Here is a 15,601-nt window from a genome sequence, read left to right on the forward strand (position 1 = left end):
GCAAAAATGGCGCCAAAAGGCGCCATTGTGAGACCGTATTCTTAATTATAGATCACGCATCTCTTTTTCCAAATCCGTCAATGAGTTTTGGAACGACTCGCGTTCGAAAAGGCGCGTCATATAGCCCTGCAGTAATTCAGCAGACTTGCCTTCGCCCAAATCGATACCCAGTAGCGGTAAGCGCCACAGGATAGGAGCCATACAGCAATCTACCAACGTCAGCTCTTCGCTCATAAAGTAGTCAAGCTCACCGAATACCGGCGCTGTAGAGAGTAGACCTTCACGCAGTCGCTTACGGGCAAGTTCGATAACCTTAGGGTCCTCATGAGTCTGAATAACACTGATGAGCGGCGCCCAATCACGTTCAATTCGATACATCAACTGGCGGCTTTCAGCTCGCGCAACAGGATATACAGGTAGTAGAGGTGGGTGCGGGAATCGCTCATCAAGATATTCCATCATCACCTTTGACTCGTACAAAGCTAAGTCACGATCAAGCAAGGTTGGAACGGTACCGTAGGGATTTAATTCGAGTAATTCCTGCGGTCTGTCATTTAAATCAACGTCTACGATTTCTACCGTGACGCCTTTCTCAGCGAGAACAATACGAACGCGGTGACAAAATTGACAAGTGGCATTAGAAAAAAATGTCATGGAGGATCGCTTAGCGACAACACCCATAGAAGTTACCTCGACTGTTCAAAATATAAAAGCACAAAAGGGCAGCTGTAAAAGCTGCCCTCGATAAATTCAGCTAAACAAGTGTTTAGTGAACGTCTTTCCAATATTCGCGATTCAGAAGATATGCGAATACGAAGAATACTGCGATGAATAATAACACAAACATGCCAATACGCTCACGCGTCAATTGCGTAGGTTCTGCCGTGTAGGCCAAGAAGTTAACTAAATCGTAAACGGCTTGGTCATATTCTTCAGCTGATAGCTTGCCCGGCTCGACAATCGCTAGCGTACCACATGGATCTTCTAGCAATGGCGCGCCTGTCAACGGATCACGTTTCTGCCCGCCATTAGCGGCCAAAACAGGCCCTGGAGCACATTCGGTCAGACCTTGAAGCTCTAACAGTGCGTGCGGCATACCAACATTAGGGAAAACCTTGTTATTCACACCCATTGGACGTGAAGGATCCTTATAGAAGGTACGCAGGTAAGTGTACAACCAGTCAACACCGCGAGCGCGAGCTACCAAAGTAAGATCCGGTGGTGCTGCGCCAAACCACTGCTTACCGAGGTCTGGCGTCATTGGAATTTCCATAAGCGAACCAATAGTTGTGCCAGAGAAATTCAAGTTCTCCTGCATAATGTCATGGGGAATTCCCAGGTCATCCGCCGTGCGCTCAAAGCGCTGGAACTTAAGACTATGACAACCCATGCAGTAGTTCGTGAACAACGCGGCGCCACGTTGGAGTGACTCTTGGTCACTCACGTCAACGTTCGCAGAGTCTAGCGGGTAGCCTGAACCACCCGCTGCACTGGCCTGTAGCGGCAGCGCTGTTAATAATGCAACGGCAACTAGGCATAGGATAACTTTCATTGGCCCCATGCCACCGTCCATAGTTACACGCTCAGGTTCTTGCTTCTCACTGTCAGCCGCAACGAGCCAAGGCATGATGAAGAAGATACCGGCAACGATTAAGCCATAGACTGCTGTTGCAATCATGTGAACATCGGTTTCAGTCCCAGACATAGTGGTTGAAATCGCTGATAACGAGATACCCGCAATCAACACACCCCAGAACCACATACTTACGTAGGTGCCGGTAGTCTTGATACCCGCACGCGACCACCATGGCATACCCAGTAGGAACGCAAAGTAAATCGTCGTAGTCAGCTGACTTAGCACGGTACGCGACGGTGTAGCGGCTTTAACACCTAGCACACCTAGGATGATGAAAGAGCTCACGAACAGACCCAGCATAATGAACGTCACTTTACCTTTGTAGCGAACTGAACGCGCTTTCGCACGATCAAGCCAAGGCAAGACGAACAATACGGCAATGGCAGCACCCATGACGATAAAGCCAAGGAACTTAGAGCTCAGCGGGCCAATGTCAATGGTTACAGCACGCAACATCGCGTAGAACGGGGTGAAGTACCAAACCGGTGCAATATGCTCAGGGGTCTTCAGGTTGTTTGCTTCTTCGAAGTTAGCGTATTCCAAGAAGAAACCGCCCATCTCTGGCATGAAGAACAGTACCGCACAGAAGATAAACAGGAACACTGCAATAGCTTGTAGATCATGCACTGTGTAGTAAGGGTGGAAGGTGATGCCATCTACAGGATTACCTTTCTCATCCTTGTGCGCCTTGATTTCTACGCCATCAGGGTTGTTCGAACCAACTTGGTGTAGCGCAAGGATATGCAGTACAACCAATGCCAGTAAGACAATCGGCAACGCTACCACGTGCAAGGCAAAGAAACGGTTTAGCGTAATACCTGAAATCAGGTAATCACCACGAATCCATTCTACTAGTGCTTCGCCAATTCCTGGGATTGCGCCGAACAGGTTAACAATTACCTGAGCACCCCAGTAAGACATCTGGCCCCAAGGAAGTACGTAACCCATGAAAGCTTCTGCCATGAGCGCGAGGTAGATCAACATACCGAAGATCCATACCAGCTCACGTGGCTTACGGTAAGAACCGTAAAGTAGTCCGCGGAACATGTGCAGGTAGACAACGACGAAGAACGCCGAGGCGCCAGTACTGTGCATGTAGCGGATAATCCAACCGTAGTCGACATCACGCATGATGTACTCAACCGAAGAGAATGCCCCTTCCGCTGATGGTTCGTAGCTCATCGTTAGCCAAATCCCGGTGACCAACTGGTTGACCAGCACGATGGACGCGAGTACGCCAAAGTAGTACCAAAAGTTAAAGTTCTTCGGAGCGTAGTATTCGCCCGCGTGTTTATTAAAGGCCTCGGTTACCGGTAAACGGTAGTTGAGCCACTCCATAAATGACTTCATTTTCGACATTATGCAGTCTCCTCGTCGACGCCAATAATAAGCAAGCCGTCGGTTTCAAACTTGTAAGGAGGAACTTCGAGGTTAACTGGTGCCGGTACACCTTTGAGTACACGACCAGCTAGATCGAACTTCGAACCGTGACATGGGCAATAGAACCCGCCGAACCACTGATCTCCACCTAAGTCGGCGGCGCCAACTTCGGGGCGATACTGAGGAGCACAACCTAAGTGAGTACAGATACCAATCAAAACCAAGTACTCGTCCTTAATCGAACGATAGTGGTTCTGAGCGTACTCTGGCTGCATTGGCTCTACAGATTCCGGATCGCGGAGTTCGCCGTCCATCTTGTATAAGTCCTCAAGCACTTCTGGCGTACGTCTAACAACGTAAATTGGCTTACCTCGCCATTCGCCTACCATCATCTCGCCAGGAGCAAGCTTACTGATATTCACTCGAGCCGGGGCTCCAGCGGCCTTAGCTTTAGCGCTCGGGGCCCAAGACCCTACGAACGGAACGGCTGCACCCACTGCACCCACCGCACCCACCGCTCCGGTGGCTCCGATAAGAAATTTACGGCGCGCCGTATTTACTCCGTCATCGCTCATGACGCATATTCTCCCATCACAACTTCACTTCAAACTTAGGCTTATCGCCGCGTTTACTGCACTTAAAATTATCTTGGTATGTTATAAGAAACCCCTAAGAGTAACAAGGTTATCTAGCTCGCTAATGCGATGATTTAAGACAATTTTTGACATTGTTGAAGACTATAGACGATTTGCGCCATCGTGCCTGCGCGACGGAAGCTAAAAGCGCTGCAATCCCTCCTTAGTCACTTAGCACTTTATTGTGCCTATTGATTATTACGAACCACCACCATTTTAGGCTCAGCCGCCCATCGGAAACTTACGGTGCGCGTAGGGCAACACGTGTCAGGTAGGCACAAAAACAAAGATGAGAGTGAAGGGGCGAAAGCGAAAGCGTACTAAGAAACAACTACTCTAGAACGACAAAACCCCGCACTAGGGCGGGGTTTTGAATTTTCGAACAACGATTCGCACCAGGCCAATCGTCGATAGGATCGAAAATTAACGCTTCGAGAACTGAGTGCTCTTACGTGCTTTGCGTAGACCAACTTTCTTACGCTCAACTTCACGAGCATCACGAGTTACATAACCCGCTGCACGCAATGCGCCACGTAAAGTTTCGTCATAGCTCATCAATGCGCGCGTTAGACCGTGGCGAATTGCGCCAGCCTGACCGAAAGCACCACCACCTTTAACGGTAACAGCGATATCAAACTTTTCGGTAAGTTCAGTCAACTCAAGAGGTTGACGAACGATCATACGAGCTACTTCACGACCGAAGTACTCATCTAATGAACGATTGTTAACAGTGATCGCGCCACTACCCGCCTTCAAGAAGACTCGTGCGGTAGCAGTCTTGCGGCGACCGGTTCCGTAGAATTGTTCTGCCATTGTTCTGCTCCGATTAAATGTCTAATTGCTTAGGCTGTTGTGCTGTATGTGGGTGCTCAGCACCTGGGTATACTTTAAGCTTCTTGAACATTACACGGCCAAGAGGACCTTTTGGTAGCATACCTTTAACAGCTGTTTCGATGGTGCGCTCAGGCGCTTTCTCGATCAACTTCTCGAAAGAAATTGATTTCAAGCCACCAATGTAACCCGTGTGACGGTGATACATTTTGTCTTTAGCTTTGTTACCGGTTACGTTAACTTCTGCTGCGTTCACAACAATAATGAAGTCGCCAGTGTCAACGTGTGGGGTGTATTCTGGCTTATGCTTGCCACGTAGGCGTGTAGCGATTTCAGTTGCCAAACGACCAAGGGTTTTACCCTTAGCGTCAACAATGAACCACTCGCGCTGTACAGCTTCTGCTTTTGCACTGAAGGTTTTCATTAAAACAAAATCCTGCTCTAGGCGGTTTCCCGCAAACTAAAAGAACACGACAGATTCTCGATAAGAGAAGAAGACAGGACAGCAGCTTTAAATCATTTCACTCAGCCAAATTGCGTGATTAATAAACCACAGCAACCCAGTGATAGAAATCACTAAAGTACCGTAAACGAACGGGCAAACACCTTGGTTTGCTTATCGATATGAATCGGGGCTACAGAAGAACCTTCGATTCGGCGAGCTATTTGTCTTCATGTTGTCGTGCTCAACCTTTGGCGCGGAACTATATAGAAGTCAAACGCCATTGTCTAGCGCAACTAATAAAAAAATACGCCAGCGACGCGAACTATAGATCAGAAGCTTTGAGCTTCCTATACGAGCTACCCGACTTAAGCCTAAGAGTTGTACTTAATGGGGGCCTATCTCAATCAGAACTACCCTGACGAGATGCACACATCAATCTTCTAGGGCTTCAACGATTGACCGCCCAAGTTGGTTGACTTGAGCGCTTAGTTTTTCGCTATGCTCTATGCTCCTGAGCAAGGTATTCATGCGATTGCATCTCCAACAACCGGCTTATGGTGCGTTGGAATTCAAACTGCATCTGATCTCCCACGTAGAGATCGTGGATGCCGACCTCTGCGGCAATAATCAGCTTCACATTGCAATCGTAGAACTCGTCAATGAGGTAAACAAATCTTCTAGCCTGATCTTCGATCTGAGCGTTGAGTTGCGGAACGCCGGATAGAATCACTGCATGAAATTCCTTTGCCAGCTCAATATAGTCGTGCTGTGAACGCGGCCCGTTGCAGAGGGCATCAAAATCAAACCAGGCAACATCATCATGAACCCGTCGGCCAATTACCGTTCGCCCTAATAATTCGATCTCCACGGCACGCTCACCACCTGAGTGGTTCGCTGTTAACTGAGAGAAGGCTGCTCTAAGCGCATCATCAGTCTGCTCGGGTTTACCAATATGGTAGAGCTCCGCCTGCGAGAGAGTGCGTAGACGATAGTCCGTGTCGCTATCAACATTCAACACCTCACAGTGGGTTTGAATCATCTCAATCGCGGGGACAAACCTTCTGCGCTGTAAACCGTTTTCATAGAGCTTTTCTGGTGGGATATTGGAGGTAGCTACCAAGGTAATCCCTCGTGCAAACAACAGCTGGAACATTCGCCCCAACAACATGGCATCGGTGATATCCTTGACAAAAAATTCATCGAAACAAATTACTTTCGTTTCCGCAGCAATCTCGTCGGCCACATGCACCAGTGGGTCACTGCGTTTTTCTAGCCGTTTAAGATCACCGTGAACACGACGCATGAAGCGGTGAAAATGCATCCGCATCTTACGCTCTCCGGGAATGGCGCCATAGAAGACATCCATCAACCAAGTTTTGCCTCGCCCTACACCACCCCAAAGATAGAGGCCCTTGATGGGTGCAACCCGCTTTGGCCGTTTCAAAACCTTGCGCCAAACGGAAACAGGAGCTGGGTCATGCAATGCCATACAAAGATGGTCATAGACTTCAGTTAGTCGGGTCACCGTTAGCTCTTGCGCGGGATCGTAACTAAATTCGCCGCTATCAACTAAGGCTTTCCATTGTTCGTAGGGACTCAAAATGTGTTGCTCCTCACACAGCGCCCAAGTGCTTCATCACTCGACGCTTAAAATCTGAAAGAATACCGTGGAAAAAATGCGAGCCCTCATCGAACACCTCAACCGCTGGCGCAGGGGTGGTATTTCGAGCCCATTCAAAGGCATCCTCGGCATCACAAACTTCGTCAGCCGTACCCTGGAGAAGTAATACCGGGCAATCATACTGCGTTGGATACTGATATTTCCCTGCTGGCGGAGCAACTAAACATAAATGCTTAGGCTGGCACTCGGCCGCACCTCTTGCCGCCACCATTGAACCGAAGCTAAAACCACCGAGATATTTAACTAAGCCACCTCGATGTTCATTTACCCAGCGGTTAATGGCCAACAGGTCTTCAACTTCGCCATCACCGTCACCGTAGCTACCTTCGGAATCGCCAACCCCCCGAAAGTTGAAACGTAGTGCAGCGATACCACTGTCTCGATACGCACGCGCGAGCGTATGCGCCACCTTGTTATGCATGGTTCCGGCGTAGAGCGGGTGCGGATGGCACACAATAGCAACGCCACGAAGATCTTTTGGGCAACCATCGATGACCGCCTCTAATTTACCTTCCGGCCCATCAATAAAAAACGTGTGTGATTTCTGACTAAATAGATTGTTCATGAAGTAGTACTATAGCTTTAATGGAGATACCTCTATAATAACGGTTAATACGTTGTTTTTTAGACTTTATTTACAACTAATCAGAACCAGCCATTTTAAAAGCTAATGGAGAAAGCCGTGGATAGTTTTATCACCCCTATTTTTATTGCAATCGCCTTCCTTGTTATTGGTGTAGTTGTAGGTTACCTAACCGGCATTAACAAAGCTCAGCAAACCACGTCAATTCAGCCTGAAAAACCGATTACTGACCCAACTGCTGAACTTCGCCGTGATCTGGCTACGTATTTCGATCACATGGCAGCAGCTACCGCCGAGCTCAACCGCCAGGGTGAAACCTTGCAGTCTCAGTTAATCGATAGCGCTCAACAGATTGCTAATATTAACCTAACTAGCCATTTCGACGGCACTAAGCCATCACTTTCACATGCAGAGCCGCCAAGAGATTGGGCGCCTAAAAGTGCGAATGCTGTAGGTACACTCTCCGAGGAATACGGCCTTAAGGATGAGCCCGTTGAACCGCCTCGCATATAATCACGGCCTATTCAGCATTATAAAACAATAACAATACGGCGCCAAAGAGGCGCCCTACAGGGAAGATTGGGATGACAACTAGCGCCCTCACAAAACACCTTCGAGATTGGCTGTGGCCGATTATCGCTGGGGTTGCCCTAGGATTTGTAGTGCTGAGTGGTGATACGATAGTACCCAATCCCACTGACAACATAGAAACTCAAGACGGCTATCGACAGGCCGTTAATCATGCCGCCCCGGCTGTGGTGTCAATCTATTCTCGTAAAGTTGCCGAGACTACCGAACAGGATCGTGCTCAAGCACAGCTCTCCCGCAACCTTGGTCTACTCCAGCAGGACGAGCATGAAAGTACCGTTCTTGGTTCTGGAGTAGTGATTCGCAGTGATGGTTACATTGCCACCAATCGTCACGTGATTGCTGACGCTACCGATATCTTGGTGGTGTTTGCCGACGGTCGCGAAGCGACGGCAGAGCTACTCGGTGACGATTCTTTCAGCGATTTGGCGGTACTTAAAGTTGAACTTAACAATCTGCATACCCTTGCCCTTGAGGAGCCTAGCGAAATTTTCGTCGGTGACATTGTTCTCGCAATCGGTAACCCCTTTGGTGTCGGTTTAACTGTTACGCAGGGAATCATAAGCGCAACCGAGCGATTAAATATCAATTCGGGCGCTAGTGTTTACCTCCAAACTGATGCGGCGATCAATCCCGGAAATTCAGGTGGCCCATTGGTTAACACTCATGGTGAACTCGTCGGCATAAGTACCTCGGTTCTGGGTAGCCGCACCGAAGGCATAAGCTTCGCCATCCCAACATCAACGATTAAGTATGTAGTCGAAAGCATTATTGAAAATGGGCGAGTATCGCGAGGCTGGCTAGGTATCTCCGGTGGATCGCTAACCAACTCTCTCATACGTTCACTTGGCTTACCCACAGATCAAGGCCTTGGAATAATTTCGGTGGCACCTAACGGACCAGCTGATTTGGCTGGCTTACAGGCGGGTGATATCATCATCGGTTGGGGTGGCGCGCCGCTAACCTCCCCCGCTCTGGTGGCTCGACAGGTAGCGACCGCTGAAGCCGGCCAAAAACTCGAACTGACGGTATGGCGTAATGGCGCATCTTTTAAGGCAGAACTCATAGTTGCGGAGCAACCAAGCGAGTAACATTCTCCGCTTTGATAGTACTTCTGCGTATCTCCCCCTCCCAAATCAACTAATTCAAATCGGTCGCTCCCTACTGTGCTAGCACTCGGCTACACCTATCTTGAGACTCTCAGGTATTTTCACACGGAGTGGCACGATGAAACGGATCCCAGCACTTAGCAAGTTGCTTCACAGCATCATTTTGATTGCCACACTTCTACTACCTTTTAGTAGCGTGCACGCCGAGGATCTTCGCGCCCTACTCAACAACAGAGGCTATATTGCCATTGAACTGACCGAGAATCGCTTCGGACACTTTATCGTTAATGGACAGCTCAATAGCATCCCAGTAGATATTTTAGTGGATAGTGGTGCGACAACAACGGTAGTCGACCAGAGTTTTGTTAAGCGTATCAACGCGTCCACTCGCGAATCATCCATTCGTGCGGTTGGCCTTGGCGGCTCACAGGGCTATCTAGAAATTGCGGATTTCAACGATTTCACTCTAGGGGAGCAGATTCTGGAGGCCAGTGAAATGAAAGTGATGAATTTAGAGCATATCAACCGCGTCTACCGAAGCAAAGACGTTCGTACCTTATCAGCAATTATCGGCTCTGATTATTTGAAAGCGCACAATGCCATTATTGACTACGAGAACAACCTGCTTTGGCTTGCGCCCGCTACAATCTAAACTAACAACACCTTAGTAGGTGAAAGCGGGCTTGAAGTGGCTGCAAGTGAGTAGCGTTCGTTAAGCCCTTTTAACTGCTCCGTGAAACGTGTCGCCACTAGTTAGTTCTCCGGTAAAAATTCACACAGCGGTGCATTAGCAGTTCATCTAAGTCCGGCAACGTAATTGACTGAATTTCGAATTCCCAGTGATAGCGTGAATGACTAAAATTTCGCACGCGAGAGTCTGCAACGAGCACTGACTTCGACCAAGCACAGAAGTCATCCAATAGCGGCAAGTTTTGCGGATCATATAAGACATCAGCTGCCAATAGACAATCCGCTAAGCCAATACGATTCATATCGGAACAGAGTACCAAGGCATTCTGCCATTCCTGTTCAGTTATCACATCCCAGAGCAGGGAATTAGGACTATCGTGCAGCCGCTCATCGCCATCGATAACTGCTACGCCGTTGAGTTCAGCATTAAGCTTCGTAGCCTGAAGCGCATCGGGATCAATATCACAGGCAACCACTTTCGCCCCCGCTTTAACCGCTGCAATACCCGCCACACCGGAGCCACAACCAAAGTCGACCACACGTTTTCCCGACACCTCAGCAGGATGATCAAGCAGATACCTCGCCATGGCCTGACCGCTTGCCCAACAAAACGCCCAATAGGGCGGATGCGTCCATGCCGCACTGACTTCCTGTTCGGTGAGCGGGCGTCTAAAACAACTATCCTCTAGCAGACAGAGCGAAATTTCCGGCGCGTCGGGTAGTTGAACCACCTCAAGTTTAGCCTCCGGTAGAATGGCGCGAATTCGCTCACTGAGGACAATTTGGTCCGTGATCAACCTATTTGAACCATCTCGAATTCGTCCTTACCTACCAGACAATCAGGACACAACCAGTCTTCTGGAACATCTTCCCATTTGGTTCCTGGCGCAATTCCGTCTTCGGGCCAGCCTTCGGCCTCATCGTAAACGTATCCACAAACGATGCATTCCCATTTTTTAAATTCCATAAATACCTCAAGTCAGTTAATGGCGCGATTTTGCCATACTGTCATACCCGCCACCAGTGCGACTTTCACTAGCCAACTAAAGTAAGCTTCCAGTGGTTCCGCTACGCCATTGCCAGGACGGTATCTGGTGACTGAATTGTGCACTGAGGTCCTGTATTGCTCCTGCGAACTCCGGCGCTCTCGCATTACTAGGAGTGTGGGCAAAACAATAAACCTCACGCCCGTCATCGACCCACTGTGCGAAACGTTTCGCCCATTGGGTAGCGTGATCCTTAGCGCCTTGCCAGTAGGTATGAGAAATCAGTCGCACCATGGGTGTATCGGTTAGGGCATAGCCATAGGTAGGCACGTTGGGTTTTTTACGCTGCGCATCTTGGGTGGCGTCGTTATCCGCTGCCGACGCTCGAAGGGCACGCGTATCAAACCAAATTCGTTCAATACCAAGTTGGTAGAGCAACTGGTTCGTTGCACGTTCGGTTTCCGCTCGATCGAAGAAATCCGGGTGACGGAATTCAATACCGTACCGAAGTCCTGCAGGCAGGCTCAACAAGAAAGCTTCTAGTGATGAAAAATGAGCTTTAGTAAAAGTAGGCGGTAGTTGGATCATAAATGGCGCACAACGATCTAACACCACATCCAAAACACGAAAGAACTCGTTGAGTTCTGGGCTATTCGCCACCAAACCGCCACGATGGGTAACCGTTTGCGGAAGCTTAAAGGAAAAGCGGAAATCACTGTGGGTATCTAGCGACCATTGAGCCACCGTTTGTAGCGATGGTAGTGCATAGAAAGTGCTACCGGCCTCCACAGTATTAAACTGTTCAGCGTACGCGGCTAGCCCTCGACCACCAATTTGAGTAGTCCAGTCGCGATGATGCCACTGCGCCAAGCCCAGTCGCAACACGAACTTAGTTTCCGTCTCCGGCGATGCGGCTCAGTTCTTCGTCACTCATTGGCTCAAGCTCTTCCTCCGGTACTGCTCCGCCCAGCATGATGGCGATAGAGCGTGTTTCCGGGAAATGCTCAAGAGCTATTTTAACCGCCATGGTCAGCGGTACGGATAAGAACATGCCAACGGGCCCAAGAATCCAACCCCAGAGCACTAAGCTTAGGAATACCACCAGCGTGCTCAAATTGAGGCCACGCCCCATGATTTTCGGCTCAATGACATTACCCATGATCATATTCACCGCTAAATAACCCAACGCCGTTAAGGCTGCGGGCCCCACTCCCAATTGCACCACTGCTAGTAATACGGCGGGAATAGCTGCCAATATCGATCCTAAGTTAGGAATAAAGTTAAGTAAAAAAGCCACAAAAGCCCAAAGGAGAGGATAATCAACACCGATAATCCACAACCATAAACCAATTACCACCCCCGTGGCCAAGCTCACCCACAACTTAAGTGTCATGTAGTGCACAACCGTTTCACCGATACGAGAAATAGAATCCCCAATGCCACCGGACGAGTTGCCCTTATCGATGAACTTGAGTTTACCTTTCCAACTATCCATTTCTGACAGAATGAATATCACCGTAACCAGTATGAGTAAGGTATTCGTCATTAAGTTACCAAAGGAACTCAGAGTATTACCTACCATACCTAAAAGCTGGCTAGGGTTAACTTGCTCTCGAAGGGTTTCGGTTGAAACTTCAATCCCCATTGATGCACCCGTAGTCTCGGCCCACGCTAGGAATCCAGCGCTTATTTCGGTGAGACGGCTTTGGTAGAGCGGTAAATCACTAATGAATTGTGTCACTGACCCGCTAACCAAGGCGCTCATGAATGCCAACACTGCGGTGACCAGACACATAATCAAAAAGATTGATAACCCTGTAGGAACCTTGCGCTGTTTAAGAAAAAACAGTATCGGCCCACATAGCACTGCAATAAAAAGACTTAATAATAACGGCACCAGTGCAGCTTGAGCTGCTTGCAATCCTGCTACGGCAACCACCAATGCTGCGGCACCAATTAAAAAACGAAGTAACGGGTTTGCGTACATAAGCCCTCCTAGGCTGAAATTAGTCTTCCTAACTATTGCTACAGATGTTGCTCTGGATATTTACCTCTGTAGGGTTTAACAGCCATCTGAACCCGCTCCATATCCGTATCTAAATCGCCAGTTAACGGCACGGGAGGAATAAAGGCGATGGTTTTGCTTGGATAATCAATATACGCAGGGACTATAGGGAGATTCGCTGCATACGCGATACGTAAATAACCCGTTTTCCAATGGTCCGTTTTCTTGCGCGTTCCCTCGGGAGCAATTGCCAAAATAGCTTTATCCATTTCTTTTAGCTGATCAGCCACTTGTTCGATAAGACCCTTCGGATCATGACGAACAACAGGAATTCCACCCATTGCGTAGAAGAATTTACCAAAGAAGCCCTCGAATAGCGTGTGCTTACCCATAAAATTAACACGAAAATCCGTTGCCATGACCATTGCGATGGCATGCGCGAAATCCCAGTTACTGGTGTGGGGTGCTACCGGCGTTACACACTTTGGCACATCCGGAAACTCACCAATCAGGCGCCAGCCCGAAATTCGCAAATATAGCCTACCAATGAACCGAAGAATCGGTCGGCGTTTGATCGGAGTATTTGAATTCGGGACCGCTAAATTTTTCATCTGTTCACTTCCGAAGCTATTTTGTTATTTTTTTGATCGTTAATTATGGCACAGCCCTGCGCCAAGATGTAAGTATTAGATTCTGAGAGCAAGGGCTGAACAAAGATCTGAAGGCGTTACTGAACCAGTTCTTCAGACGAAAAAAAGCCGACTAGAGTCGGCTTGTTTTCTACTTGCTTAGCGTGATTAAATTGATTAGCGATTACTCGCCCTCAATAACCAAAGCAACCGGCGCGTTGGGTGCTGCAGCGCGAGCAGCATCAGCCGCTTCAACGAATACACCCGTGTCGGCAGTCTCAGCCGCCATGACAACAACTGAACCATTTGGGTTCTCAGCCAAGATACGACGAACGTTAGCTTCTACCGCACGGATATCAACACGACGACCATTAATCTCAATCACGTTAGACGCGTTAATATTGATCACAGCGTTCTGCGGTGCATCGGGCGGAGGAGGTGTATCATCCGTTGAATCAGGGCGATTAAAATCAAGGGCAACTTCGTTAATGAACGTAGCCGTTACAATGAAGAAAATCAGCATGATGAATACGACGTCGAGCATTGGCGTTAAGTCAATTTCGTTTTCTTCGTCATCAGCAGGTTTCGCAAAGCGACGCATATTAAAATCCTAATTTATTTACTAATAAGTTCTATGAGCACATTGTGCCCATTTACCCAGTACGATGTAAACACCCGAGGGGAGTTTTTGTTCGCAAAAGTGTGACCAACGGTTAGATATCGGTCTGAATAACCCAACTCTTGAGGTTAATAGTAGACAACAACTAGCAGAATCAGTTCAAAATAATTGATTAATGCTCTCGCGTTGCTCTAAATTCAACATCCGGCCAACGCTCTTGGGTTAACTGCAAGTTAACGCGGGTGGGTGCTAAGTAAGTGAGATGACCACCGCCATCAACTGCCACATTCTCACTATTTTTACGTTTGAAGTCTTCTAACATGCGCGGATCTTCACACTCAATCCAGCGAGCGGTGTACACATTCACCGGCTCATACACAGCTTCCACTTTATATTCTTCCTTCAATCTATACGCAACCACCTCGTACTGAAGCACACCTACTGCACCCACTACGATGTCATTGTTGCGCGTTGGGAAGAACACCTGCGTTGAGCCCTCTTCAGACAATTGCTGAAGACCTTTCTGTAGCGCCTTCATCTTCAACGGATCTTTGAGGCGAATTCGACGGAACATTTCCGGAGCGAAGTGAGGAATTCCGGTGAACTTCAGCTCTTCACCCTCGGTGAAGGTATCACCAATCTGGATGGTGCCGTGGTTATGCAAGCCGATAATATCGCCCGCTACCGCTTCCTCTACATGGGAACGTTCGCCAGCGAGAAAAGTGACCGCATCGGCGATTTTGACATCCTTACCAATACGAACGTGCTTCATCTTCATGCCACGAGTATAGGAGCCCGAGCAAACTCGCATGAAGGCAATACGATCTCGGTGTTTCGGATCCATATTCGCCTGAATTTTAAAGACGAAACCACTCAATTTTTCTTCTGTGGCGACAACCTGACGACTCGACGCATCTCGGTCCAGCGGCGCTGGTGCCCATTCAACGAAGTCATCTAACATTTCACGTACACCGAAGTTACCGAGCGCCGTACCAAAGAATACTGGGGTAAGCTGACCCGCCTTGTATTCGTCGATATCAAATTCGTGTGTCGCACCGCGAACCAATTCAAGCTCCTCGCGAACTTCGTCAGCATAAACGCCGAGCAGCTCATCGGCTTCTGGTGAATTCAAACCTTGGATGCGGATATCTTCAGGAATAACCGAGCGAGATCCCGCCTTGTAGAGGTGAATGGTGTCCGTATATAGGTTGTAAACACCCTTAAATTCTTTACCCGAACCAATTGGCCAGTTGATTGGCGCTGCCGCGATGCCTAAGACTTCTTCCATTTCGTCCAGCGTTTCAATGGGATCGCGAATTTCTCGATCCAGCTTATTGACGAAACTGATGATGGGCGTATCGCGCAAACGACAGACGTTCATCAACTTGATGGTTCGATCTTCCACACCCTTCGCTGCGTCAATAATCATGAGACAGGAATCTACGGCGGTTAGTGTCCGGTAGGTATCTTCAGAGAAATCTTCGTGGCCTGGCGTATCGAGAAGGTTCACCGTTCGGCCATTGTAGGGGAACTGCATCACCGATGAGGTCACCGAGATCCCACGTTCCTGCTCCATGGTCATCCAATCTGAGGTAGCGTGACGATCCGAGCCTTTACCCTTCACCGAGCCAGCTTTTTGGATCAACTGCCCTAACAGCAGTAACTTTTCGGTGATGGTGGTTTTACCCGCATCCGGGTGAGAAATAATCGCAAAGGTTCGACGATTGGCAATGTGTTCACTGACCGACATGGCGTTGATTTACCTGAAAAACAAATAGGGGCGC

The 15,601-nt window shown here is 48.7% G+C and carries 17 protein-coding genes; 3 read left to right on the forward strand and 14 right to left on the reverse strand.

Going from position 1 to position 15,601, the window contains the following annotated elements; translation table 11 throughout:
- Nucleotides 1-45 precede the first annotated feature (45 nt).
- From Q0698_RS06040 to Q0698_RS06070, 7 genes are all read right to left on the reverse strand, one after another.
- Nucleotides 46-681, reverse strand: a complete 636-nt coding sequence (locus Q0698_RS06040) for a glutathione S-transferase N-terminal domain-containing protein (RefSeq protein WP_298634733.1) — start codon at nucleotides 679-681, stop codon at nucleotides 46-48.
- 85 nt (nucleotides 682-766) lie between these two features.
- Nucleotides 767-2,995: a ubiquinol-cytochrome c reductase gene (locus Q0698_RS06045; protein WP_298634736.1), complete on the reverse strand. Its 2,229-nt coding sequence runs from the start codon at nucleotides 2,993-2,995 to the stop codon at nucleotides 767-769.
- Nucleotides 2,995-3,591: a ubiquinol-cytochrome c reductase iron-sulfur subunit gene (gene petA, locus Q0698_RS06050; protein WP_298634739.1), complete on the reverse strand. Its 597-nt coding sequence runs from the start codon at nucleotides 3,589-3,591 to the stop codon at nucleotides 2,995-2,997. The genes Q0698_RS06045 and petA overlap by 1 nt, the downstream gene beginning before the upstream one ends.
- Nucleotides 3,592-4,074: 483 nt before the next feature.
- Complete coding sequence (gene rpsI / locus Q0698_RS06055) at nucleotides 4,075-4,464, reverse strand: 30S ribosomal protein S9 (RefSeq protein WP_121877245.1); 390 nt, start codon at nucleotides 4,462-4,464, stop codon at nucleotides 4,075-4,077.
- Between the two features lie 13 nt (nucleotides 4,465-4,477).
- A complete protein-coding gene (rplM, locus tag Q0698_RS06060) occupies nucleotides 4,478-4,906 on the reverse strand; it encodes a 50S ribosomal protein L13 (protein ID WP_298634743.1) in 429 nt (142 codons plus the stop codon).
- 517 nt (nucleotides 4,907-5,423) lie between these two features.
- Entirely contained in the window at nucleotides 5,424-6,527 is a 1,104-nt protein-coding gene (gene zapE, locus Q0698_RS06065; RefSeq protein WP_298634745.1) for a cell division protein ZapE, read from the reverse strand.
- Nucleotides 6,528-6,540: 13 nt separating this feature from the next.
- Nucleotides 6,541-7,173, reverse strand: a complete 633-nt coding sequence (locus tag Q0698_RS06070; protein WP_298634747.1) for an alpha/beta hydrolase — start codon at nucleotides 7,171-7,173, stop codon at nucleotides 6,541-6,543.
- Nucleotides 7,174-7,290: 117 nt separating this feature from the next.
- Between Q0698_RS06070 and Q0698_RS06075 the strand changes: the two genes are divergently transcribed.
- The 3 genes from Q0698_RS06075 to Q0698_RS06085 all read left to right on the forward strand — a co-directional run bounded on the left by Q0698_RS06075 (nucleotide 7,291) and on the right by Q0698_RS06085 (nucleotide 9,540).
- A complete protein-coding gene (locus Q0698_RS06075) occupies nucleotides 7,291-7,704 on the forward strand; it encodes a hypothetical protein (protein ID WP_298634749.1) in 414 nt (137 codons plus the stop codon).
- Nucleotides 7,705-7,775: 71 nt separating this feature from the next.
- On the forward strand, nucleotides 7,776-8,870 hold the full coding sequence (locus tag Q0698_RS06080) for a trypsin-like peptidase domain-containing protein (protein WP_298634751.1): 1,095 nt from the start codon (nucleotides 7,776-7,778) through the stop codon (nucleotides 8,868-8,870).
- A 136-nt stretch (nucleotides 8,871-9,006) separates the two neighbouring features.
- Nucleotides 9,007-9,540 (forward strand): aspartyl protease family protein, encoded by a 534-nt coding sequence (locus Q0698_RS06085; protein ID WP_298634753.1) that lies wholly within the window; start codon nucleotides 9,007-9,009, stop codon nucleotides 9,538-9,540.
- 97 nt (nucleotides 9,541-9,637) lie between these two features.
- Here Q0698_RS06085 and Q0698_RS06090 read toward each other — a convergent pair whose 3' ends face one another.
- The 7 genes from Q0698_RS06090 to Q0698_RS06120 all read right to left on the reverse strand — a co-directional run bounded on the left by Q0698_RS06090 (nucleotide 9,638) and on the right by Q0698_RS06120 (nucleotide 15,576).
- Nucleotides 9,638-10,375 (reverse strand): 50S ribosomal protein L11 methyltransferase, encoded by a 738-nt coding sequence (locus Q0698_RS06090; protein WP_298634755.1) that lies wholly within the window; start codon nucleotides 10,373-10,375, stop codon nucleotides 9,638-9,640.
- Nucleotides 10,372-10,545: a rubredoxin gene (locus tag Q0698_RS06095; RefSeq protein WP_298634758.1), complete on the reverse strand. Its 174-nt coding sequence runs from the start codon at nucleotides 10,543-10,545 to the stop codon at nucleotides 10,372-10,374. Before Q0698_RS06095 ends, Q0698_RS06090 begins: the two co-directional genes overlap by 4 nt.
- 76 nt (nucleotides 10,546-10,621) lie before the next feature.
- The gene (locus Q0698_RS06100) at nucleotides 10,622-11,449 is read right to left on the reverse strand and encodes a DUF72 domain-containing protein (RefSeq protein WP_298634760.1); all 828 of its coding nucleotides are present in this window, start codon (nucleotides 11,447-11,449) and stop codon (nucleotides 10,622-10,624) included.
- Between the two features lie 4 nt (nucleotides 11,450-11,453).
- Nucleotides 11,454-12,551: an AI-2E family transporter gene (locus Q0698_RS06105; protein WP_298634762.1), complete on the reverse strand. Its 1,098-nt coding sequence runs from the start codon at nucleotides 12,549-12,551 to the stop codon at nucleotides 11,454-11,456.
- 38 nt (nucleotides 12,552-12,589) lie between these two features.
- On the reverse strand, nucleotides 12,590-13,180 hold the full coding sequence (locus Q0698_RS06110) for a 1-acyl-sn-glycerol-3-phosphate acyltransferase (protein WP_298634764.1): 591 nt from the start codon (nucleotides 13,178-13,180) through the stop codon (nucleotides 12,590-12,592).
- Between the two features lie 202 nt (nucleotides 13,181-13,382).
- Entirely contained in the window at nucleotides 13,383-13,799 is a 417-nt protein-coding gene (locus Q0698_RS06115; protein ID WP_298634766.1) for a biopolymer transporter ExbD, read from the reverse strand.
- A 190-nt stretch (nucleotides 13,800-13,989) separates the two neighbouring features.
- Nucleotides 13,990-15,576 (reverse strand): peptide chain release factor 3, encoded by a 1,587-nt coding sequence (locus Q0698_RS06120; RefSeq protein WP_298634793.1) that lies wholly within the window; start codon nucleotides 15,574-15,576, stop codon nucleotides 13,990-13,992.
- Between the last annotated feature and the right edge of the window lie 25 nt (nucleotides 15,577-15,601).

The organism is uncultured Umboniibacter sp., assembly GCF_947497555.1.
GTDB lineage: Bacteria > Pseudomonadota > Gammaproteobacteria > Pseudomonadales > DSM-25080 > Umboniibacter.

Coding starts and splice junctions, on each gene's coding strand:
- Q0698_RS06040 (WP_298634733.1), bottom strand. CDS start 681: ATGGGTGTTGTCGCTAAGCGATCCTCCATGACATTTTTTTCTAATGCC.
- Q0698_RS06045 (WP_298634736.1), bottom strand. CDS start 2,995: ATGTCGAAAATGAAGTCATTTATGGAGTGGCTCAACTACCGTTTACCG.
- petA (WP_298634739.1), bottom strand. CDS start 3,591: ATGAGCGATGACGGAGTAAATACGGCGCGCCGTAAATTTCTTATCGGA.
- rpsI (WP_121877245.1), bottom strand. CDS start 4,464: ATGGCAGAACAATTCTACGGAACCGGTCGCCGCAAGACTGCTACCGCA.
- rplM (WP_298634743.1), bottom strand. CDS start 4,906: ATGAAAACCTTCAGTGCAAAAGCAGAAGCTGTACAGCGCGAGTGGTTC.
- Q0698_RS06070 (WP_298634747.1), bottom strand. CDS start 7,173: ATGAACAATCTATTTAGTCAGAAATCACACACGTTTTTTATTGATGGG.
- Q0698_RS06080 (WP_298634751.1), top strand. CDS start 7,776: ATGACAACTAGCGCCCTCACAAAACACCTTCGAGATTGGCTGTGGCCG.
- Q0698_RS06085 (WP_298634753.1), top strand. CDS start 9,007: ATGAAACGGATCCCAGCACTTAGCAAGTTGCTTCACAGCATCATTTTG.
- Q0698_RS06095 (WP_298634758.1), bottom strand. CDS start 10,545: ATGGAATTTAAAAAATGGGAATGCATCGTTTGTGGATACGTTTACGAT.
- Q0698_RS06105 (WP_298634762.1), bottom strand. CDS start 12,551: ATGTACGCAAACCCGTTACTTCGTTTTTTAATTGGTGCCGCAGCATTG.
- Q0698_RS06110 (WP_298634764.1), bottom strand. CDS start 13,180: ATGAAAAATTTAGCGGTCCCGAATTCAAATACTCCGATCAAACGCCGA.
- Q0698_RS06115 (WP_298634766.1), bottom strand. CDS start 13,799: ATGCGTCGCTTTGCGAAACCTGCTGATGACGAAGAAAACGAAATTGAC.